Origin of the sequence: Pseudomonas phenolilytica, from assembly GCF_021432765.1 — a bacterium.
GTDB classification, from domain to species: domain Bacteria; phylum Pseudomonadota; class Gammaproteobacteria; order Pseudomonadales; family Pseudomonadaceae; genus Stutzerimonas; species Stutzerimonas phenolilytica.
On record NZ_CP058908.1, the window covers coordinates 2,409,072 to 2,429,699 of the forward strand.

The window sequence follows — 20,628 nt, forward strand, 5'->3', positions numbered from 1 at the left end:
TCGATCAGCGGCTGTTGGCGCGTCGGCTCATGAAGGCTAGACGCTCGAGCAGCATCACGTCCTGCTCGTTCTTGACCAACGCGCCGGCCAGCGGCGGAATGGCTCGCGTCGGATCGCGCTCGCGCAGCACGGCTTCGCCGATGTTGTCGGCCATCAGCAGCTTCAGCCAGTCGACCAGCTCGGAGGTCGAGGGTTTCTTCTTCAGCCCCGGCACCTTGCGCACATCGAAGAACACGTCCAGCGCCTCGCTGACCAGCGACTGCTTGATGTTCGGGTAGTGCACGTCGACGATCCGCTGCAGCGTCTCGCGATCGGGGAAGGCGATGTAGTGGAAGAAGCAGCGGCGCAGGAAGGCGTCGGGCAGCTCCTTCTCGTTGTTCGAGGTAATGATGATGATCGGCCGCTGGGTGGCCTTGATGGTTTCGTTGGTCTCGTAAACGTAGAACTCCATCTTGTCGAGTTCCTGCAACAGGTCATTGGGGAACTCGATGTCGGCCTTGTCGATCTCGTCGATCAGCAGGATGACCCGCTCCTCGCTCTCGAAGGCCTCCCACAGCTTGCCCTTCTTGATGTAGTTCTTCACGTCGTGGACCTTGTCCACGCCCAGCTGCGAGTCGCGCAGGCGGCTCACCGCATCGTATTCGTAGAGGCCCTGGTGCGCCTTGGTGGTGGATTTGATGTGCCAGGTGATGAGCTTGGCACCGAAGGATTCGGCCAGCTGCTCGGCGAGCATGGTCTTGCCGGTGCCGGGCTCGCCCTTGACCAGCAGCGGACGCTGCAGGGTGATGGCGGCGTTGACGGCGAGCTTGAGGTCGTCGGTGGCGACGTACGACTGGGTACCTTCGAATTTCATCGCGGATTCCTTGGGCCGGCCTGGCACGCAGGCGCTTGGTGTGGAATGAAAGAGCCCGACTATAAGTGATGGGCCGTCGCCTGTGAACGCGAGGGGATTATTCAGTCACTGAATGATCGTTGCTGCGGATTTCGGCCAGATTCAGCGATCGTCGTTTGAGGAACGCTCGAAGCGGGCGGTGAACGCTTCGACGAAGGCGTTGCGCAGTATGGCAATGATCGCCTGGAACGGGCTGACGTCCGCATCGCGCGTGCTGCCGGACAGCTCGATACGCGTGGCGAACTGGTCCTCGCGCTGGTTCTGCAACGCTTCCTGGCCGCCGCCGACCACCGCTTCCCAGAGTCCGCGCAGCAGGCTCTTGTCTTCGTTTTCCACGTCCTGTTCGAGATCGAACACATCGACATTGCGGAACAGCGGCTTGATGTAGCCGTTCAGCCGGCCGTCGGTGGCTTGCACCTCGACGACCAGGTCGCCGCTGCCGCCGGCGAAATCGAACTTGCCGTAAGCGCGGCTGAAGTCGTTCAGCTGTTTGAGCGCGATATCGGTGGCGCGCAGGTTCAGCTCGAAATCCTCCCACTCGGTGAACGGGTCGAAACGTGCCGTGGCTTCTATGGGCGAGCGGTTGAACAGCCTGCCGGTACCTTCGAACGTCGCCACCCGACGGCCTTGCGCGTCGGTGGTATTGGTCAGGTTGTAGAGCGTGGCGTTGATGCCGCTGGCATAGACGTGTACCGGCGGTTCGGCGGTGAAGTTGCGAAACGACAGCTGGCCCTCGATCACGCGGATTTCGTTCAACGTGATCGGCAGCAGGGCGTCCAGCTGGTCGCGCCAGTCGACGCCTTCGCCGGTTTGCGACTCGCCTTTGTCGCCACCGTCGACGAAGTTCAGTGTCGGCCGCTCGAATTCCACCTCGCCGACCACCGCATGCTCGTGCCACAGCGCGCGCCAGCTGATGGCGATATCGATGCCGGGCGCGGTGAACAGCGGCGCCTGCACCTGCTTGTCCTTCTTCTCGATCAGGAGCCCCTCGATGCGGTAGGCACCGCGCCACCAGGCCAGGTCGACATCTTCCACCTGGCCGCGGTACTCGCCCATGTCGGCCAGGTTCTGGTTGAGGTAGTGGCGCACCAGCGGCGGCAGCGCCAGGTGCAGCAGCACCAGCAGCGTGGCGAGGACGAGCAGCAGCCACAGTGGCAAATAGCGTCGTTTCATGGCGATCCGGTAGCGCGGTCTGTTCAAGATGGACCGCCGGCCCGCGCGGCGAGTTCGGCTGGACGACGCGCAGGAGTGCGCATAGGCTTTCTGGCCTTGGTTTTCTTTCGCGCAGGGACAGACTGATGAGCCGCATCTACGCCGACAACGCACGCTCCATCGGCAACACGCCGCTGGTAATGATCAACCGCCTGGGTCCCAAGGGCGTGAGCATCCTGGCCAAGATCGAAGGCCGCAACCCCGGCTATTCGGTCAAGTGCCGCATCGGCGCCGGAATGATCTGGGACGCCGAGGAGACTGGCCGTCTCAAGCCGGGCATGACCATCGTCGAGCCGACCTCCGGCAACACCGGCATCGGCCTGGCCTTCGTCGCCGCCGCGCGCGGCTACAAGCTGATGCTGACCATGCCGGCATCCATGAGCCTGGAGCGGCGCAAGGTGCTCAAGGCGCTCGGCGCCGAGCTGGTGCTGACCGAGCCGGCGCTCGGTATGAAGGGCGCGATCGACAAGGCGACCGAGATTGCCGCGTCCGATCCCGAACGCTACTTCCTGCCGCAACAGTTCGAGAACCCGTCGAACCCGGGCATTCATGAGCGCACCACCGGTCCGGAAATCTGGAACGACACCGACGGCGGCGTCGATGTGCTGGTCGCCGGCGTGGGCACCGGCGGCACCATCACCGGCGTTTCACGCTACATCAAGAACACCAAGGGCAAGCAGATCGTCAGCGTGGCGGTCGAGCCGACCAGCTCGCCGGTGATTACCCAGGCCCTGGCGGGTGAGGAGATCAAGCCGAGTCCGCACAAGATCCAGGGCATCGGCGCCGGTTTCGTGCCGAAGAACCTCGACCTGTCGCTGATCGACCGCGTCGAGCTGGTGGATGACGAGGAGGCCAAGAACATGGCCCTGCGTTTGATGCGCGAGGAAGGCATTCTCTGTGGCATTTCCTGCGGCGCGGCGATGGCGGCTGCCGTGCGCCTGGCCGAGCGCCCGGAAATGCAGGGCAAGAACATCGTGGTGATCCTGCCGGACTCGGGCGAGCGCTACCTGTCGACCATGCTGTTCGCCGACCTGTTCAGCGAGCAGGAGCTGGTGCAGTAACCCCTCCCCACGGCGGGCTTGGGACGCATGTGTCTGCGTCCACTGGCTCGCCCGGCGGCGTTCATGTCCGTCCATCCGTGGCGGGCACCGGTTGCGCCGGCGCCTGCTTCAGGACCAGCCACAACGCCAGCGCTATCAGCGCGCCACCATAGACGTAGGCCCAGGACAGCGGCTCGCCGAGCAGCAAAGCGCCCCAGAACACACCGAACGGCGGAATGATGAAGGTGACGGTCAGGGTCTTGACCGGGCCGATATCGGCGAGCAGGCGGAAGTACAGAATGTACGCAAACGCCGTGCAGACCACGCCGAGGCCGATCAGGCTCAGCCATACGGAACCGCCGCCCCAGCTTGCCGGCGGCGCCTGCAGGAGCGATACACCGAACAGCGGAAGCAGGCAGAGCGTGGCACCGGCCTGACTGCCGAACGCCACCAGCTCGCTACCGAGGCCGCCGTGATGGTTGATCCAGCGCCGCGTCAGAAAGCCACCGAGCCCGTAGCAGGCGGTCGCGCCGAGGCAGGCGAGGGCGCCGATCAAAAGATCGGCATCGAATGACACCGGCCCGGTGCGCGTCAGCACCATCACGCCGGCCAATCCGCAGAGCACCCCGACGACCTTGGCCAGCGTCAGCTCCTCGGCGAAGAACAGCGCGCCGATGAGCACGCCCATCAGCGGCGTCGTCGCATTGAAGATCGCCGAATAGCCGGCCGGCAGCAGCTGGGCGGCGAGCGCGTACAACGCGAAGGGAACGCCGGAATTGATCACGCCGAGCAATAGGCACAGGCCGAGCTTGCCGCGAAAATCCCAGCGAGTGCGCCACGCCAGCAAGATCACCAGCAGCCCGAGGGTGGCCAGCACAACGCGGAAGAAGGCGGTGGGAAAGGTCCCGAGCACCGGGGCGATCACCCGCATGAACAGAAAGCTGGCACCCCAGATGGCGGCCAGGCTGATGAGGCGGAACAGGTCGATGGCTCGCATGTGGCGCTCCTGTCGCGGAGCGGCAAGTGTTGTCGGTGCCCGCGCAGCCGGCAAGCCGGAAGCGACTTTCAAAGCCAGTGCCTGACGGTCGGCCGACTTTCCTTGCGCGGGGGCACTGGCTAAGCTCGCCATTCCTTCCTTGCCGCAGAGACTCCCATGGAGCAGCAACCGGCTACCGAAATCGCCCGGCAGATACTGCTGGGCTTCGATGACTACCGCGAGCAGTTCCGCCTGATTACCGAGGGCGCGCGGGCGCGCTTCGAGCAGGCGCAGTGGCAGGAGGCGCAACAGGCCTCGGCGGCACGGATCGCGCTCTACGAGCAGAAGGTCAGCGAAACCCACCGCCGCCTGCTGGCGCGTTTCCCCAAGGAGCCGCTGCTTCAGGTCGAGTACTGGCCGCAGATCAAGAGCGCCTACATCGAACAAATCAATCCGCGCTTCGACGATGAGCTGTCCGAAACCTGGTACAACTCGATCTTCTGTCGGCTGTTCAGCCACGATTGCATCAGCGACGGCACCATGTTCATCCATACCACCCGCCCGTCGGCTCAGGCCCGCCAGCGGGTGGCGCAGACGCGCAAGTATTTGCCCAAGGGCGATCTGACCGGCGCGCTGGAGCAGATACTCGACGACTTCGCCTTCGCCGTGCCCTATGCCGACCGAGCGGGCGATCTGGCGCGGCTGCAGGGGCAGCTCTGCGATTCGCTGCCGGACTGGGTGTGCAAGGACCCCGAGCTAACCATCGAGCTGTTCGCTTCGGTGCTCTACCGCAACAAGGGCGCCTACCTGATCGGCCGCATCTTTACGCGTGACGAGCAATGGCCGCTGGCGATCCCGCTGCTGCACCGCGAGGGCAAAGGCATCGTCGCCGATGCGCTGATCACCGACGAGGCGGAAGTGTCGATCATCTTCTCCTTCACGCGCTCGTACTTCATGGTCGAGGTGCCGATTCCGCTGGAGTTCATTGGCTTCCTCAAACGCATCCTGCCCGGCAAGCACATCGCCGAGCTGTACACCTCGATCGGCTTCTACAAGCAGGGCAAGTCGGAGTTCTACCGCGCGCTGATCAACCACCTGGCCGGCACCGACGACCGATTCATCATGGCGCCCGGCGTGCGCGGAATGGTGATGAGCGTGTTCACCCTGCCGGGCTTCAACACAGTGTTCAAGGTCATCAAGGACCGCTTCTCGCCGATCAAGAGTGTCGACCGCGCCACCGTGATCGAGAAGTACCGCTTGGTGAAGAACGTCGACCGGGTAGGGCGCATGGCCGATACCCAGGAGTTTGCCGATTTCCGATTTCCCGTTTCCAAGTTCGACCCCGATTGCCTGGCCGAACTGCTGGAGGTTGCGCCGTCGACCGTGCAGGTACAGGACGACACGGTGCTGGTGCGCCACTGCTGGACCGAACGACGCATGACGCCGCTGAATCTCTACCTGGAAAACGCCAGCGAACAGCAGTGCATCGAGGTACTGGAGGACTACGGACTGGCGATCAAGCAGCTGGCGGCGGCGAATATCTTTCCCGGCGACATGCTGCTGAAGAACTTCGGCGTCACCCGCCACGGCCGCGTGGTGTTCTACGACTACGACGAAATCTGCTTTCTCACCGAGGTGAACTTCCGACACATCCCGCCGCCACGCTACCCGGAGGACGAGATGGCCTCCGAGCCCTGGTACTCGGTCGGTCCCAACGACGTGTTTCCCGAAGAGTTTCCGCGCTTTCTCTTCACCGATCCGGCGTTGCGTCGGCTGTTCGCGCGGTTGCATGGCAACCTGTACGACGCCGATTACTGGAAGGGGCTGCAGGAGGCCATTCGCGCCGGCAAGGTGATCGACGTGTTCCCGTATCGTCGCAAGGGTGAGCGCTACTGAGGCGCGTGCCGGCGAGCGATCTTTGAACGCTTGCGCACGGGCGGCGGTCGCAACTAGCAGGAGGCGCGGCTCATGCGTGGCCGAGGAGCACCGCTTGCGTTACGAGGCGGGCAATTGGCCCCGAGTTGGATTACGCTGTTGATGAAGCCGGCATGGCTCCGATGTGGCCCGTTATCAAGCAGGAGGGTTCGACCATGAAAGCAAGGCTCAGAGAAATGTGCTGGAAGCTGGCTGTTACGCTCGGGCTGGTCGAGCCGCCGCGCATGCAGCCCATCCCCATCCGCGCGGAACGCGACCCCGCCGCACAACGGCGCCGGTAAGCCGATAGCGCAATCGTCAGCCCTGCCGTTGCGGTTGCGCCGGTCCGCCTCGTTCGGTGGCACGCTGGTAAGCCGGGCGTTGGCGGATGCGCTGGAGAAAATCCATCAGACGTGGACGGCTTGCGTCCAGGCCGGCGCGGGCCTGCGCCGCCTCTAGCGGAAAACTCATCTGAATGTCGGCGGCGCTGAACGCATCGCCGGCAAACCACTTCGATTGTTCCAGCGCCGCTTCCATGTGATCCAGATGCGTTTTCAGCTGCGGCCCGATGAAGGCCGATTGCGCGCCTTTGGCGATGGCGCGCGCCACCGGCCGCACGAAGAACGGTAGCGGCCCCTCGGCGATCCGGTCGAAGACCAGCTTGAGCAGCAGCGGTGGCATCGCCGAGCCTTCGGCATAGTGCATCCAGTAGCGAAAGCGCAGGTGCTCGGCGCTGCCGCTGGGTGGCATCAGGCGGCCATTGCCGTAGCGCTCCAGCAGGTATTCGAGGATCGCCGCCGATTCGGCGAGCGTCAGCTCACCGTCCGTCACCACCGGCGATTTGCCGAGCGGATGAACGGCCTTCAGCTCCGGCGGAGCGAGCATGGTCTTCGGGTCGCGCGCATAGCGTTCGACTTCGTAGAGCAGTTCCAGCTCTTCCAGTAGCCACAGAACGCGGTGCGAGCGGGAATGCTCCAGATGATGGACGGTGATCATGGCGTTTCCTCGTGACGGCCCGCGGCAAGCATAGACGGCCTGCGCCGATCGGCTCGCTATGGCAGACTGCGCCGCCGAGGTGAAGCCATGTCCCGACCCCGCTGCCCGCGCTGCCAGCGCCCCCTGATGCAGTGCCTGTGTGCGCTGATTCCGTCGCTCGAGAGCCGAACGCAAGTGCTGATCGTGCAGCACTCGAGCGAGGCCGGGCACGCGCTCAATACCGCGCGGCTGGCGGCGCTCGGTCTGCGTAATGCGCAGTTGCTCGTCGGCGAACACTTCGAAGAGCCGTGCGGCGATGGCCGTCCCACCTATCTGCTGTTTCCCGGCGAGGATGCGCTTGAGCTGGGCAGCCTGGCCGGCCGCGCGGAGCCGGTGCGCCTCGTCGTGCCGGACGGCACCTGGCGCAAGGCGCGCAAGCTGCTGCATGTGAATCCCTGGCTGGCGGCCCTGCCGCGAGTGGCGCTGCCGCCTGGACAGCCGTCGCGCTATCGCCTGCGCAAGGCGCCGGCGGCCGATGCGCTGTCGACCGTCGAGGCAGTGGCCTTTGCGCTGAACGGGCTGGAGAGCACCACGCGTTTCGAGGCGCTGTTGCGGCCGTTCGACGCGTTGATCGAAGGGCAGATTGCCGCGATGGGCGAGGAGGTCTATCGCCGCAACCACGCGCGCTGACAGCCTTGTGAGGCTGTTGGTGCATAAGCTGCCTCGCCCTTTCAACAACCGGTTAGCGCTCGCGTAGCGCCTCGTAACGGGCCTTGAGCACCGGCTTGAGCATGTAGTCGAGGACGCTCTTCTGCCCGGTGATGATGTCCACCGTGGCGACCATGCCGGGAATGATGACCAGCGGACGCTCGGGCGAACCCAGGACGTTCTTCTCGGTGCGCACCTGGATCAGGTAGAAGCTGCGGCCTTCGCGGTCGGTGATGGTGTCGGCGCTGATCAGCTCCAGGTTCGCCTTCAGGCCGCCGTAGATGGTGTAGTCATAGGCGCTGAATTTCACCATCGCGCGCTGGCCCGGATGCAGGAAGGCGATGTCCTGCGGGCGTACGCGCGCTTCGATCAGCAGGTTGTCTTCCAGCGGCACGATCTCCAGCAAGTTGCTGCCCGGTTGCACCACGCCGCCGATGGTATTTACGTTCAGCTGCTTGATCACGCCGTGCACCGGCGAGACGACGGAGGTGCGGCTGACGCGATCCTGAATCGCCACGCTGGTCGCGGTGATCTTCTGCAGGTGCGTGCGGGTCTCGTTCAGTTCCTTGAAGGCGTCGGCGCGAAAGGCCAGTTCGGACTGCTCGATGCGGCTCTGGATTTCCTTCGCCGCCGCTTCGGCGCGCGGCAGGGCGAGGGTGGTTGCATCCAGCGCGCCGCGCACGTCCACCATGCTGCGGCGCAGGCGCAGGATCTCCACTTCCGATACCGCACCGGCCGCAACCAGCGGGCTGGACATGTTCAGTTCCTGCTGGATCAGCCCGAGACTGGCGCGGTATTGCTGCTGCTTGGAGCGAAACTCCGCGACTTCCTGCTGCTTCTGTGCCAGTTGCTCGCGCAGGATGCTCTGCTCGCTCTGCAGGCGCTGCTGGCGTGACTGATAGAGCGCCATCTGATCCTCGGCCAGCTGCGGCTGGGCGCGCGTGATCGCCTCCGAGAGCACCAGCGGCGTGCCTTCGGCCTCCGCGGTGAGCCGCTCGACGTGGGCTTGCAGGGCGAGGCGCTCGACTTCCGACTCCTCCTGATTTGAAAGAAAACGGGTGTCGTCCAGGCGCAGCAGCATGTCGCCCTTGTTCACCACCTGGCCCTCACGCACGAAGATTTCCGCGACGATGCCGCCTTCCAGGTTCTGGATCGTCTGCACCTTGCTCGACGGAATGGCCTTGCCCTCGCCAGTGGTGACTTCGTCGAGCACGGCGAAGTGCGCCCAGGTCAGCGCGGCGGCGATCAGCAATGCCACCAGCCATACCGTCAACCGGCTGATCCACGGCGAGTCCTCGAGGATCGCGCCCTGTAGCGCCGGCATGAACTCGGCGTCCTGCCGCGTTCGCGCGGCGCCGGGGAAATAGACCCAGGGAAAGAACCTCATGCCAAAACTCCCGCAGACAGGGCACAGGGATACCGCATGGCACAGACCGTCATACCGACGCCTGACCGATATGGCCTTTGCGCAGCGCCTCGATCACCGCCGCCTTGGGGCCATCGGCGACCACGCGGCCGTGGTCCAGCACGACCAGCCGCTCGACCAGGCTCAGCATGGACATGCGGTGGGTGATCAGCAGCAGCGTCTTGCCGTTCGCCCAGGCCTGCAGGTGCTGGCGCAGGGTATCTTCGGTGCTGTTGTCCAGCGCACTGGTCGGCTCGTCGAACAGCAGAATCGGCGGATCGAGCAGCAGCGCGCGTGCCATCAGCACCATCTGCCGCTGGCCGCCGGAAAGCAGCTGTCCGCGCTCGCCCACCGGGCGGTCGAAACCCAGCGGATGCTGGCGCGCCAGTTCGTGCGCGCCGGTCAATTGGGCAACCTCGAGCATGCGTTCGTCGCTGACGTAATGCGCGCCGAGCGTGAGGTTGTCGCGCAGGCTGCCGGCCAGCAGGGGCATGTCGTGGGAGACATAACCGATCTGGCTGCGCAGGTCGGCGACATCGATCTGCCGCAGATCCAGTCCGTCGAGCAGGATCTGCCCCTCGGTGGGCGTATGCAGGCCCATGATCAGACGCGCCAGCGTGCTCTTGCCCGAACCGCTGCGGCCGATGATCGCGACCCGCTCGCCGGGGGCGATGCGCAGGTTGATGCCACGCAGCGACGGCGTGTCCAAGCCGGGATAGGTGAAGTTGAGCTGCTGGATATCCAGCGCGCCCTTGAGGCGGGTGCGCTCCAGCGGCCGCTGCTTGTCCCTGCGCTCCTGCGGCAGGGCCATCAGCGCATCGGTGCTCTTCATGGTCAGCCGCGCCTGCTGCAGACGGGTGATCAGGCTGGCGATCTGCCCCAGCGGCGACAGCACGCGGCTGCCGAGCATGTAGCAGGCGACCAGCGCACCGACGCTGAGCTGGCCGGCGATGATCAGGTACACGCCGCCGACGATGGTCGCCATGCCGGCGAACTGCTGCAGGAACAGCGTGCCGTTGATCGCCACCGCCGACAGCAGGCGGGCATCGCTGTCCAGTCGGGTGAGCGCGCCGTGGGTGGCTTCCCAGCGGTGCTGGCGCTCGCTTTCGGCCCCGCAGGCTTTCAGGGTTTCCAGTCCGCCAAGGGTTTCCACCAGCAGCGCCTGACGTTCGGCCGCCAGCGTCAGGCTTCGGCGCACGGTGTCGCGCAGGCGCGTCTGGATGATGAAGGCAAACAGCGCGGTGATTGGGAAGGCGAGCAGCGGAATCACCACCAGCCAGCCGCCAATCAGACCAATCACCAGGATGATCAGCAGGGCGAAGGGCAGGTCGATCAGGCTCGTCAGCGTGACGGCGGTGAGGAAGTCACGCAGCCCCTGAAAGTCATGGATGCTCTGCGCGAAGCCGCCGACGGTGGCCGGTCGGGCGCTCATGTTCATGCCGGTGATGCGCTCGAACAGTGTGGCCGAGAGCACCATGTCGGTCTTCTTGCCGGCGGTATCCAGCAGATGCGCGCGTAGTACGCGCAGCAGCAGCTCGAACGAGGTGCCGATGAACAGGCCGATCGCCAGGACCCAGAGCGTGGCGGTGGCCTGGTTGGGCACCACGCGGTCGTAGGTCTGCATGACGAATAGCGGCACCATCAAGCCGAGCACGTTGATCAGCAGGGACGCCAGCATGGCGTCGGCATACAACCAGCGCGACAGCTTGAGCGTATCGCGAAACCACGCGTGCACTCGCGGCAGCAGCGGGTTGTGCGCTTCTTCGAGTTCATGTTGCGGGCGGGCGAAGAACGCGTAGCCGCCGTACTCGGCCTGCAGGGCGGCGATTTCGACCCATTCCTCGCCGCCGTCGGCCTCGCACGGCAGGATCAGCGCCTTGCCGTTGTCGCCCCACTTGCTGAGCACCGCGCTGGTGCCGTCACGCAGCAGCAACAGCACCGGCAGGTTGAGCGGATTGATTGCCGTCAGCTCGCGCTTGAGCACGCGCCCCTGCAACCCCGCGCGCGCCGCGGCGCGGGGTAGCAGGGCCGCCGACAGGCGCTGCTCGGGCATCGGCAAACCAGCGCTGAGGCTGGCGCGGCTGGCGACGCAACCGTGTTGCCGACACAGGATCAGCAGGCCGTCCAGCAACGGATCGTCATGACTGAGCCGCGGATCGGCCGAAGGTGCTACCCGCTCCATCGTGGTCAAGTTGCGTACTCCAGTCGAACAATCAGCGCAGATCGGGCAGTTGCGCCTCGCTTCTCACTTCCGTGAGCGCGGTGGCTTCGGTTGGAGCCACAACGTTCTTCATCCGCAACAGATCACCCATCGCGGCGACCACGCGGTACATCGAGTACTCCTCGGTGTAGCGCACGTCGGTGTAGCGACGGTTGGCGGTGAACAGTTCGTTTTCGCTGTCCAGCAGGTCGAGCAGCGTGCGCTGCCCGAGGCCGAATTGCTGCTGGTAGGCCTGGCGGACGTTGCTGGTGTAGTCGGCGTACTCGCGAGCCTTGGGCGTTTGCAGGCGGGCGTTTTCCATCGCGTTCCATGCCAGCGAGAGGTTCTCGTTCAACTGGCGCAGGGCGTTGTTGCGAATGTCCATGGCCTGGTTGATCTGGTGTGAGGTGGCACGCAGGCGGGCCTTATCGCGATTGCCGTTGAACAGGTTGTAGTTCATCACCACGGCGGCCCGCCACTTGTTGTAGTGGCCTTCCTCGCCGCTGATATTGTCGTTGGCCATCGTCGCCAGCTCGATATCGAAGCGCGGATAGAACGGCGACTTGGCGATCTCGTACTGCTTCTCCGCGGCCTGGACGTCGGCCTGTGCGGATTTCAGGTAGGGGTTGTTCTCGACCACCCGCTGCCTGGCTTCCAGCACATTGCCCGGCATCTCGCCACGCAGCGATGGCGGTGCTTCCAGCTCATCGGGGATACGGCCGACCACGCTGATGAAATTGGCTTCGGCGTCGGCGAGATTCACCTGCTCGGTGTACAGGTTGTTCTCGGCCAGCGCGCGACGGGCCTCGGACTGGTCGGAGTCGGCGCTGCTGCCGACGCCGCGCTGGCGACGCAGGCCGATCTGATCGTTGATTCGCTGGTGGGCTTTCAGGTTGTTCTCGGCCAGCGCAACCATCTCGCGACGCTTGAGCACATCCAGATAAACCTGAACGGTGCGCAGCGCCAGGCTTTCCGTCGTTCCCAGCACCTGGTAGGCGCGCGCGTTGACGACGGCCTCGGTGCGATCGACTTCGTTCGGCGTGTTGAAACCGTCGAACAGCATCTGCCGCAGACGCAGCTCCGCATTACGCGCATTGAGCGTTTCGGAGTGATTCCCGCCGATGCGTGTGCTCGGACTGTCGGTGTTCTCCCGGCCATATCCCAGCAGCATGTCGACGGTCGGCAGGTAGCCACCCTTGGCCATCTTCGCCTGTTCATCAGCCGTCAGCCGGCTGTTGATGTCCGCGCGTAGTTCGGGGTGATTGGTCAGCGTGCTCTGGATGGCTTCCGTGAGGTTCATGGCCTGCGACTCGGAACAGGCCATAGCAATCAGCATCGCGCTCCAGAGGGGGGTCAGTTTACGCATTTTTCGAGCCCTACCTGTTGAGTAAAAGAAGCAGATGATCGATTAGTTGAGGCTATCGATCGTTGTTTCGTTTTGTGATTAATTCCACATTGTTGTTTTTAGTATATGTGGAGCTAAATAAGGTTTGGTTATGAAAAATTTTCCTATAAAAAAACTTTTGATAGCGATTTGATATGCATCGTAGGCCCCGTAAACACGGGGCTGCATTGATTCATATCATTGTCTGGATTTCTTTGGGAGATAGCGTGAAAGCATGGAAACCGATGCTACGGTATTAATTGAATTCGTTTAAAACGAGGTAGTCGTCAATCTGCGTAAATGTTTCTGAAATAGTGATTATTAATTAATTGGTTCAAATTAAAAGCAGAACGCCACTATTGCGCTATTACGGTATGGCGTTCATCGCAGAGGCGATTCGGAGGGCAACATGGCCAAGTTGATCGGTACCGTCAGGCAGGTTGTGGGTGAGGCTTTCGCGGTCGGTGAGGACGGCGTACGCCGGTTGCTTATCGAGGGCGATCGTCTGTATGCCGGCGAGCGGGTGATAACCAGCGCAGGCGGGGCGGTGGATATCGACCTGGTCGGAGCGGGCGAACTCATGCTGGGGCGCGAATCCGACCTGCTGCTCGACGAGCAATTGCTGGTCGCTGCCGAGGGCGGTACCCAGGCGGCACCACCGATCACATCGGCGACCGAGCTGGCCGACGTCGAGGCTCTGCAGCGCGCCATCGCGGCCGGTGAAGACCCGACCCTGGTCGCTCCAGCCACGGCCGCGGGTCCGGCAGCTGGTGGCGCGGGTGGCGCCGGTGGTGGTAATTCCTTCGTGCTGTTGAATGAAGTCGGTGGGGCTATCGATCCCACTATCGGTTTCCCGACCCGGGGCCTGGGCGGTATCCCGGAGTTTCCCGATCTGGAAGTGGCACCGCTCGAGGAAACGCCCGAGCCGGTAGATGGCGTTCCCCTGGCTGTCGATGACCTGACGCAGATCAGCGAGGACACACCGAGCATCGCAGGCAATGTGCTGAGCAACGACCAACCGGGCAGCGATGGCGGTATCCGCGTCGTTTCGGTCGGTACCGTCGCCGGCACCTTCGGTCAGCTGGTTCTCAATGCCGACGGTACCTACAGCTATGCGCTTAACAGCAGCCTGCCGGCCGTACAGGGCCTGGACGAGGGCGAAACCCTCACCGAAACCTTCACCTACACCATGCAGGACGCCGACGGCGATCCGTCCAGCGCAACGCTGACCATCACCATCACCGGCAGCAACGATGGCCCGACCCTGAGCCTTGTCGCCACCGACAGCCTCGTCGACGAAGCCGGTCTGAGCAGCGGTTCGGCGGCGGCTGGCGACGGCGAGTTCGCCTCCGGCAGCTTCACCCTGGCCGACACCGATGGCCTGGACGACCTGCAGAGCGTGACCATCAACGGCAAGACCGTGGCGATTGGTGACCTGCAGGGCGAAACCTTCGCCGGCGACCACGGCACCCTGACGGTCACCGCCTACAACGCCGCCACCGGCGTGGCGAGCTACACCTACGAACTGACCGAAGCGACCACCGACGGCGCCGGCACCGAGACCGACACCTTCAGCCTGAGCGTGACCGACGGCACCGGCAGCTCGACCCCGGCCAGCCTGGTCATCGAAATCGTCGACGACGTCCCGCACGCCGTGGCCGACAGCGCCAGCGTGGGCGAGGACAGCGTCACCGCGATCACCGGCAACGTGCTGACCAACGACCTGCACGCCAACGGCCAGCCGGGCGCCGACACCCCGACCAGCTTCGTCAACTGGACCAGCACCACGGCGGCGCACGGCACCTTCACCGACCTGGGCGGCGGCAACTACAGCTACCTGATCAACCCGGCCGATGCCGCGGTGCAGGGCCTGGACGAAGGTGAAACCCTCACCGAGACCTTCACCTACACCATGCAGGACGCCGACGGTGATCCGTCCAGCGCAACGCTGACCATCACCATCACCGGCAGCAACGACGGCCCGACCCTGAGCCTTGTCGCCACCGACAGCCTCGTCGACGAAGCCGGTCTGAGCAGCGGTTCGGCGGCGGCTGGCGACGGCGAGTTCGCCTCCGGCAGCTTCACCCTGGCCGACACCGATGGCCTGGACGACCTGCAGAGCGTGACCATCAACGGCAAGACCGTGGCCATTGGTGACCTGCAGGGCGAAACCTTCGCCGGCGACCACGGCACCCTGACGGTCACTGCCTACAACGCCGCCACCGGCGTGGCGAGCTACACCTACGAACTGACCGAAGCGACCACCGACGGCGCCGGCACCGAGACCGACACCTTCAGCCTGAGCGTGACCGACGGCACCGGCAGCTCGACCCCGGCCAGCCTGGTCATCGAAATCGTCGACGACGTCCCGCACGCCGTGGCCGACAGCGCCAGCGTGGGCGAGGACAGCGTCACCGCGATCACCGGCAACGTGCTGACCAACGACCTGCACGCCAACGGCCAGCCGGGTGCCGACACCCCGACCAGCTTCGTCAACTGGACCAGCACCACGGCGACGCACGGCACCTTCACCGACCTGGGCGGTGGCAACTACAGCTACCTGATCAACCCGGCCGATGCCGCGGTGCAGGGCCTGGACGAGGGCGAAACCCTCACCGAGACCTTCACCTACACCATGCAGGACGCCGACGGCGATCCGTCCAGCGCAACGCTGACCATCACCATCACCGGCAGCAACGATGGCCCGACCCTGAGCCTTGTCGCCACCGACAGCCTCGTCGACGAAGCCGGCCTGAGCAGCGGCTCGGCGGCGGCCGGCGACGGTGAGTTCGCCTCCGGCAGCTTCACCCTGGCCGACACCGATGGCCTGGACGACCTGCAGAGCGTGACCATCAACGGCAAGACCGTGGCCATTGGTGACCTGCAGGGCGAGACCTTCGCCGGCGACCACGGCACCCTGACGGTCACTGCCTACAACGCCGCCACCGGCGTGGCGAGCTACACCTACGAACTGACCGAAGCGACCACCGACGGCGCCGGCACCGAGACCGACACCTTCAGCCTGAGCGTGACCGACGGCACCGGCAGCTCGACCCCGGCCAGCCTGGTCATCGAAATTGTCGACGACGTCCCGCACGCCGTGGCCGACAGCGCCAGCGTGGGCGAGGACAGCGTCACCGCGATCACCGGCAACGTGCTGACCAACGACCTGCACGCCAACGGCCAGCCGGGCGCCGACACCCCGACCAGCTTCGTCAACTGGACCAGCACCACGGCGACGCACGGCACCTTCACCGACCTGGGCGGCGGCAACTACAGCTACCTGATCAACCCGGCCGATGCCGCGGTGCAGGGCCTGGACGAGGGCGAAACCCTCACCGAGACCTTCACCTACACCATGCAGGACGCCGACGGCGATCCGTCCAGCGCAACGCTGACCATCACCATCACCGGCAGCAACGACGGCCCGACCCTGAGCCTCGTCGCCACCGACAGCCTCGTCGACGAAGCCGGCCTGAGCAGCGGCTCGGCCGCGGCCGGCGACGGCGAGTTCGCCTCCGGCAGCTTCACCCTGGCCGACACCGATGGCCTGGACGACCTGCAGAGCGTGACCATCAACGGCAAGACCGTGGCCATTGGTGACCTGCAGGGCGAGACCTTCGCCGGCGACCACGGCACCCTGACGGTCACTGCCTACAACGCCGCCACCGGCGTGGCGAGCTACACCTACGAACTGACCGAAGCGACCACCGACGGCGCCGGCACCGAGACCGACACCTTCAGCCTGAGCGTGACCGACGGCACCGGCAGCTCGACCCCGGCCAGCCTGGTCATCGAAATTGTCGACGACGTCCCGCACGCCGTGGCCGACAGCGCCAGCGTGGGCGAGGACAGCGTCACCGCGATCACCGGCAACGTGCTGACCAACGACCTGCACGCCAACGGCCAGCCGGGCGCCGACACTCCGACCAGCTTCGTCAACTGGACCAGCACCACGGCGACGCACGGCACCTTCACCGACCTGGGCGGCGGCAACTACAGCTACCTGATCAACCCGGCCGATGCCGCGGTGCAGGGCCTGGACGAGGGCGAAACCCTCACCGAGACCTTCACCTACACCATGCAGGACGCCGACGGCGATCCGTCCAGCGCAACGCTGACCATCACCATCACCGGCAGCAACGACGGCCCGACCCTGAGCCTCGTCGCCACCGACAGCCTCGTCGACGAAGCCGGCCTGAGCAGCGGCTCGGCCGCGGCCGGCGACGGCGAGTTCGCCTCCGGCAGCTTCACCCTGGCCGACACCGATGGCCTGGACGACCTGCAGAGCGTGACCATCAACGGCAAGACCGTGGCCATTGGTGACCTGCAGGGCGAGACCTTCGCCGGCGACCACGGCACCCTGACGGTCACTGCCTACAACGCCGCCACCGGCGTGGCGAGCTACACCTACGAACTGACCGAAGCGACCACCGACGGCGCCGGCACCGAGACCGACACCTTCAGCCTGAGCGTGACCGACGGCACCGGCAGCTCGACCCCGGCCAGCCTGGTCATCGAAATTGTCGACGACGTCCCGCACGCCGTGGCCGACAGCGCCAGCGTGGGCGAGGACAGCGTCACCGCGATCACCGGCAACGTGCTGACCAACGACCTGCACGCCAACGGCCAGCCGGGCGCCGACACCCCGACCAGCTTCGTCAACTGGACCAGCACCACGGCGACGCACGGCACCTTCACCGACCTGGGCGGCGGCAACTACAGCTACCTGATCAACCCGGCCGATGCCGCGGTGCAGGGCCTGGACGAGGGCGAAACCCTCACCGAGACCTTCACCTACACCATGCAGGACGCCGACGGCGATCCGTCCAGCGCAACGCTGACCATCACCATCACCGGCAGCAACGACGGCCCGACCCTGAGCCTCGTCGCCACCGACAGCCTCGTCGACGAAGCCGGCCTGAGCAGCGGCTCGGCCGCGGCCGGCGACGGCGAGTTCGCCTCCGGCAGCTTCACCCTGGCCGACACCGATGGCCTGGACGACCTGCAGAGCGTGACCATCAACGGCAAGACCGTGGCCATTGGTGACCTGCAGGGCGAGACCTTCGCCGGCGACCACGGCACCCTGACGGTCACTGCCTACAACGCCGCCACCGGCGTGGCGAGCTACACCTACGAACTGACCGAAGCGACCACCGACGGCGCCGGCACCGAGACCGACACCTTCAGCCTGAGCGTGACCGACGGCACCGGCAGCTCGACCCCGGCCAGCCTGGTCATCGAAATCGTCGACGACGTCCCGCACGCCGTGGCCGACAGCGCCAGCGTGGGCGAGGACAGCGTCACCGCGATCACCGGCAACGTGCTGACCAACGACCTGCACGCCAACGGCCAGCCGGGCGCCGACACCCCGACCAGCTTCGTCAACTGGACCAGCACCACGGCGACGCACGGCACCTTCACCGACCTGGGCGGCGGCAACTACAGCTACCTGATCAACCCGGCCGATGCCGCGGTGCAGGGCCTGGACGAGGGCGAAACCCTCACCGAGACCTTCACCTACACCATGCAGGACGCCGACGGCGATCCGTCCAGCGCAACGCTGACCATCACCATCACCGGCAGCAACGACGGCCCGACCCTGAGCGTCGTGGGGGCCAACGTCTCCGAGCTCGGCTTGCCGTCCGGCTCGGATGCCACGGGCTACAGCGAATTTGCCACGGGTACCTTCACGTTTGGCGATGTGGATGGCCTGGACGACATCCAGACCGTCACGATCGGCGGTACCGCGGTGAATATTGCCAATCTGATCGGCAGTAGTTTTGCCGGCGCGTACGGTGTGCTGAACATCCTCGGCTACAACGACGAGACGGGTGTGGTCAGCTATCAGTACCAGTTGACCAGTCCGACGACCGATGTGGATGGCGTGACGGAGGCCGATACCTTCACGATCAGCGTGTCGGATGGCGCGGCCAGTACGTCGAGCGATCTGGTTATCGGTATCGCCGATGATCTGCCGTCGCTTGGTGCTTTTGTCGCCGCGACGATTCCCAACGAAGTCGGCACGGTCAACGGCACCTTTGCGGTAGTACCGGGGGCAGATGGGCTGGGCGGCTTCGAGATCACCGGGCCGACGCTGGACGGCGTGACCTATCAGACCACGCAGAATTTCAGTGGTGGCATGTTCGTCAGCACCACGCTCACGGCGCTGACGGACACCAACCAACAGGTCTTTACCTTGACGGTGAGCGCAGACGGCACCTACAGCTTCCAGCTGATCGCGCCGGAGGCGGGTTACACCGAGGCCATCGACTTTACGAGCCTGGAACCTGGCAAGCCGATTTCCGTGGCGTCCAGCATCGAGAATGGTTGGACGTTCGACGGCCTGCTGTTCAGCGGAACCTCCCCAACGACATTTACCAACCCCGATAGCGGCAGCGGCTCCAATAGCGATCTGCTCAACATCTCGGGAAATGGGTTCGGCTTGGGGAGTGCGAGCTCCGTTCCGGACAACGCCGGTTTCCTCTACACCCAGCAGGGCGGCGCGGATAGCTTGCGTTTCTTCGCCGATATTTCATCGAGCCTGGAAGGAAAGGGCACTGTACAGATTTCCTGGGCTGCCTATGGCAGCACCGTCGGCGGTACGCCGCTGGCCGTCAGCACGCAGAGCATAACGCTGACTGCAGATGGCTGGGTCACCATCGACCCGGGCGTCTCGTTCGAGAATCTGGTGGTACGTGTCGACGTGATCGGCGCGAACACTGGCGGGATCCGGGTGCAGGATTTCTCTTATTCCCGTGAAGTGCTGCCGGACGACCAGAGTCTGTCCTTCGGCATCGTGGCGCAGGACGGTGATGGCGACCTGAGTGCGCCGTCTACCCTCGATGTACAGATTACGGCGGCCGACTCGTCAGATGCCTTCACCTTGATCGGAACGGCAGGCGACGATGTCATCGCCGCCAGCAGCCTGACCGACAGCATCAGCGGCAACACCGGCTTCGATATCGTCGACTACGGCGACGCGACCACGGCCATTGCGGCCAGCCTGCTCAGCGGGACGGGCACGCTGGGGGACGCACTCGGTGATAGCTACACGGGCATCGAAGGCCTGGCCGGCGGGACGGGCGACGACGTGCTGACCGGCAATACGCTGGACAACTACCTGGCCGGCGGCGCTGGCAGCGATACGCTGGTGGGCGGTGAGGGCGACGATGTTCTCGACGGCGGGATCGGAGCCGACATTCTGCAGGGCGGTATCGGCGATGACGTGCTGATCGGCGGGGCAGGAACGGACGCGCTGGAAGGTGGCTCCGGCATGGACATCGCCGATTACAGCGCCGACGGCGTCGGCATCACGGTCGATCTGGAGAGCGGCGCACCGGGTATTGGCGGCCTGGCTGCGGGTGATACCTACCTCGACATGGAGGGCGTGATAGGCGGCAGCGGCGACGATCTGCTGGCTGGCGACACGCAGGACAACTATCTGGACGGCGGGCTGGGCGACGACGTCCTCTCCGGTGGTGGTGGCGACGACGTCCTGATCGGCGGGTTGGGTGACGACAGCATGACCGGCGGCGCCGGCCGTGACACCTTCGTCTGGCGGGCGGGTGACAATGGCAGCGATACCATCAGCGACTTCCATATCGACCCGGCCGGTGTCACCTCGGACGTGCTCGATCTGTCGGAGCTGCTATCCGGAGTGGATGCCGACAGCGCTACGCTGGACAATTACCTGACGTTCGCCTTCGGCAACGACACGGTCATTTCGGTCAGCGTTACGCCGGGCGGTGCGCCGGTGCAGGACATTACCCTGGCCGGTGTGGATCTGGCAGATCTGTACGGCACCACCAACGAGGCGGCGGTGATCGATAGCCTGCTTGCCGACAACGCCCTGAAGGTCGACAACACCTGAGGGTACGCAAGCCCACCGTTCGCAGGAGCGGTGGGCTTGCCTTTGCTGG

At 65.0% G+C, this 20,628-nt stretch carries 12 protein-coding genes; 5 read left to right on the plus strand and 7 right to left on the minus strand.

Translation table 11 applies throughout. From position 1 onward, the window contains the following. Window positions 1-4: 4 nt before the first annotated feature. Window positions 5-853, minus strand: coding sequence for an AAA family ATPase (locus HU825_RS11645; RefSeq protein WP_043299557.1), 849 nt, complete (start codon window positions 851-853; stop codon window positions 5-7). 141 nt (window positions 854-994) lie between these two features. Further along, on the minus strand, window positions 995-2,065 hold the full coding sequence (locus HU825_RS11650) for a DUF748 domain-containing protein (RefSeq protein ID WP_234302073.1): 1,071 nt from the start codon (window positions 2,063-2,065) through the stop codon (window positions 995-997). A 125-nt stretch (window positions 2,066-2,190) separates the two neighbouring features. Between HU825_RS11650 and cysK the strand changes: the two genes are divergently transcribed. Then, window positions 2,191-3,165 (plus strand): cysteine synthase A, encoded by a 975-nt coding sequence (gene cysK / locus HU825_RS11655; protein ID WP_008566970.1) that lies wholly within the window; start codon window positions 2,191-2,193, stop codon window positions 3,163-3,165. 61 nt (window positions 3,166-3,226) lie between these two features. Here the strand turns inward: cysK and HU825_RS11660 are convergent, their stop codons facing one another. After that, a complete protein-coding gene (locus tag HU825_RS11660) occupies window positions 3,227-4,141 on the minus strand; it encodes a DMT family transporter (protein WP_054095189.1) in 915 nt (304 codons plus the stop codon). A gap of 156 nt (window positions 4,142-4,297) precedes the next feature. Here HU825_RS11660 and aceK point away from each other — a divergent pair, with 156 nt between their 5' ends. Both aceK and HU825_RS18780 read left to right on the plus strand, forming a co-directional pair. Then, complete coding sequence (gene aceK, locus HU825_RS11665) at window positions 4,298-6,016, plus strand: bifunctional isocitrate dehydrogenase kinase/phosphatase (RefSeq protein ID WP_043299560.1); 1,719 nt, start codon at window positions 4,298-4,300, stop codon at window positions 6,014-6,016. Between the two features lie 194 nt (window positions 6,017-6,210). Then, window positions 6,211-6,336, plus strand: coding sequence for a PA1414 family protein (locus HU825_RS18780; protein WP_284692194.1), 126 nt, complete (start codon window positions 6,211-6,213; stop codon window positions 6,334-6,336). 16 nt (window positions 6,337-6,352) lie between these two features. Here HU825_RS18780 and HU825_RS11670 read toward each other — a convergent pair whose 3' ends face one another. After that, window positions 6,353-7,030 carry a glutathione S-transferase gene (locus tag HU825_RS11670; protein WP_043299561.1) on the minus strand — a complete coding sequence of 226 codons (678 nt, stop codon included), beginning with the start codon at window positions 7,028-7,030 and terminating at the stop codon, window positions 6,353-6,355. Window positions 7,031-7,117: 87 nt separating this feature from the next. Between HU825_RS11670 and HU825_RS11675 the strand changes: the two genes are divergently transcribed. Continuing rightward, a complete protein-coding gene (locus HU825_RS11675; RefSeq protein WP_234302074.1) occupies window positions 7,118-7,699 on the plus strand; it encodes a tRNA-uridine aminocarboxypropyltransferase in 582 nt (193 codons plus the stop codon). A 52-nt stretch (window positions 7,700-7,751) separates the two neighbouring features. On the opposite strand, the gene HU825_RS11680 is transcribed toward HU825_RS11675, so the two are convergent. The 3 genes from HU825_RS11680 to HU825_RS11690 are packed head-to-tail and all read right to left on the minus strand — an operon-like array spanning window position 7,752 to window position 12,688. After that, window positions 7,752-9,104: an HlyD family type I secretion periplasmic adaptor subunit gene (locus HU825_RS11680; protein ID WP_234302075.1), complete on the minus strand. Its 1,353-nt coding sequence runs from the start codon at window positions 9,102-9,104 to the stop codon at window positions 7,752-7,754. A 49-nt stretch (window positions 9,105-9,153) separates the two neighbouring features. Next, entirely contained in the window at window positions 9,154-11,304 is a 2,151-nt protein-coding gene (locus HU825_RS11685; RefSeq protein ID WP_234303393.1) for a type I secretion system permease/ATPase, read from the minus strand. A 31-nt stretch (window positions 11,305-11,335) separates the two neighbouring features. After that, window positions 11,336-12,688, minus strand: a complete 1,353-nt coding sequence (locus HU825_RS11690; protein ID WP_043299569.1) for a TolC family outer membrane protein — start codon at window positions 12,686-12,688, stop codon at window positions 11,336-11,338. A 427-nt stretch (window positions 12,689-13,115) separates the two neighbouring features. Between HU825_RS11690 and HU825_RS11695 the strand changes: the two genes are divergently transcribed. Next, complete coding sequence (locus tag HU825_RS11695; RefSeq protein WP_234302076.1) at window positions 13,116-20,579, plus strand: retention module-containing protein; 7,464 nt, start codon at window positions 13,116-13,118, stop codon at window positions 20,577-20,579. The last annotated feature ends 49 nt before the right edge of the window (window positions 20,580-20,628 follow it).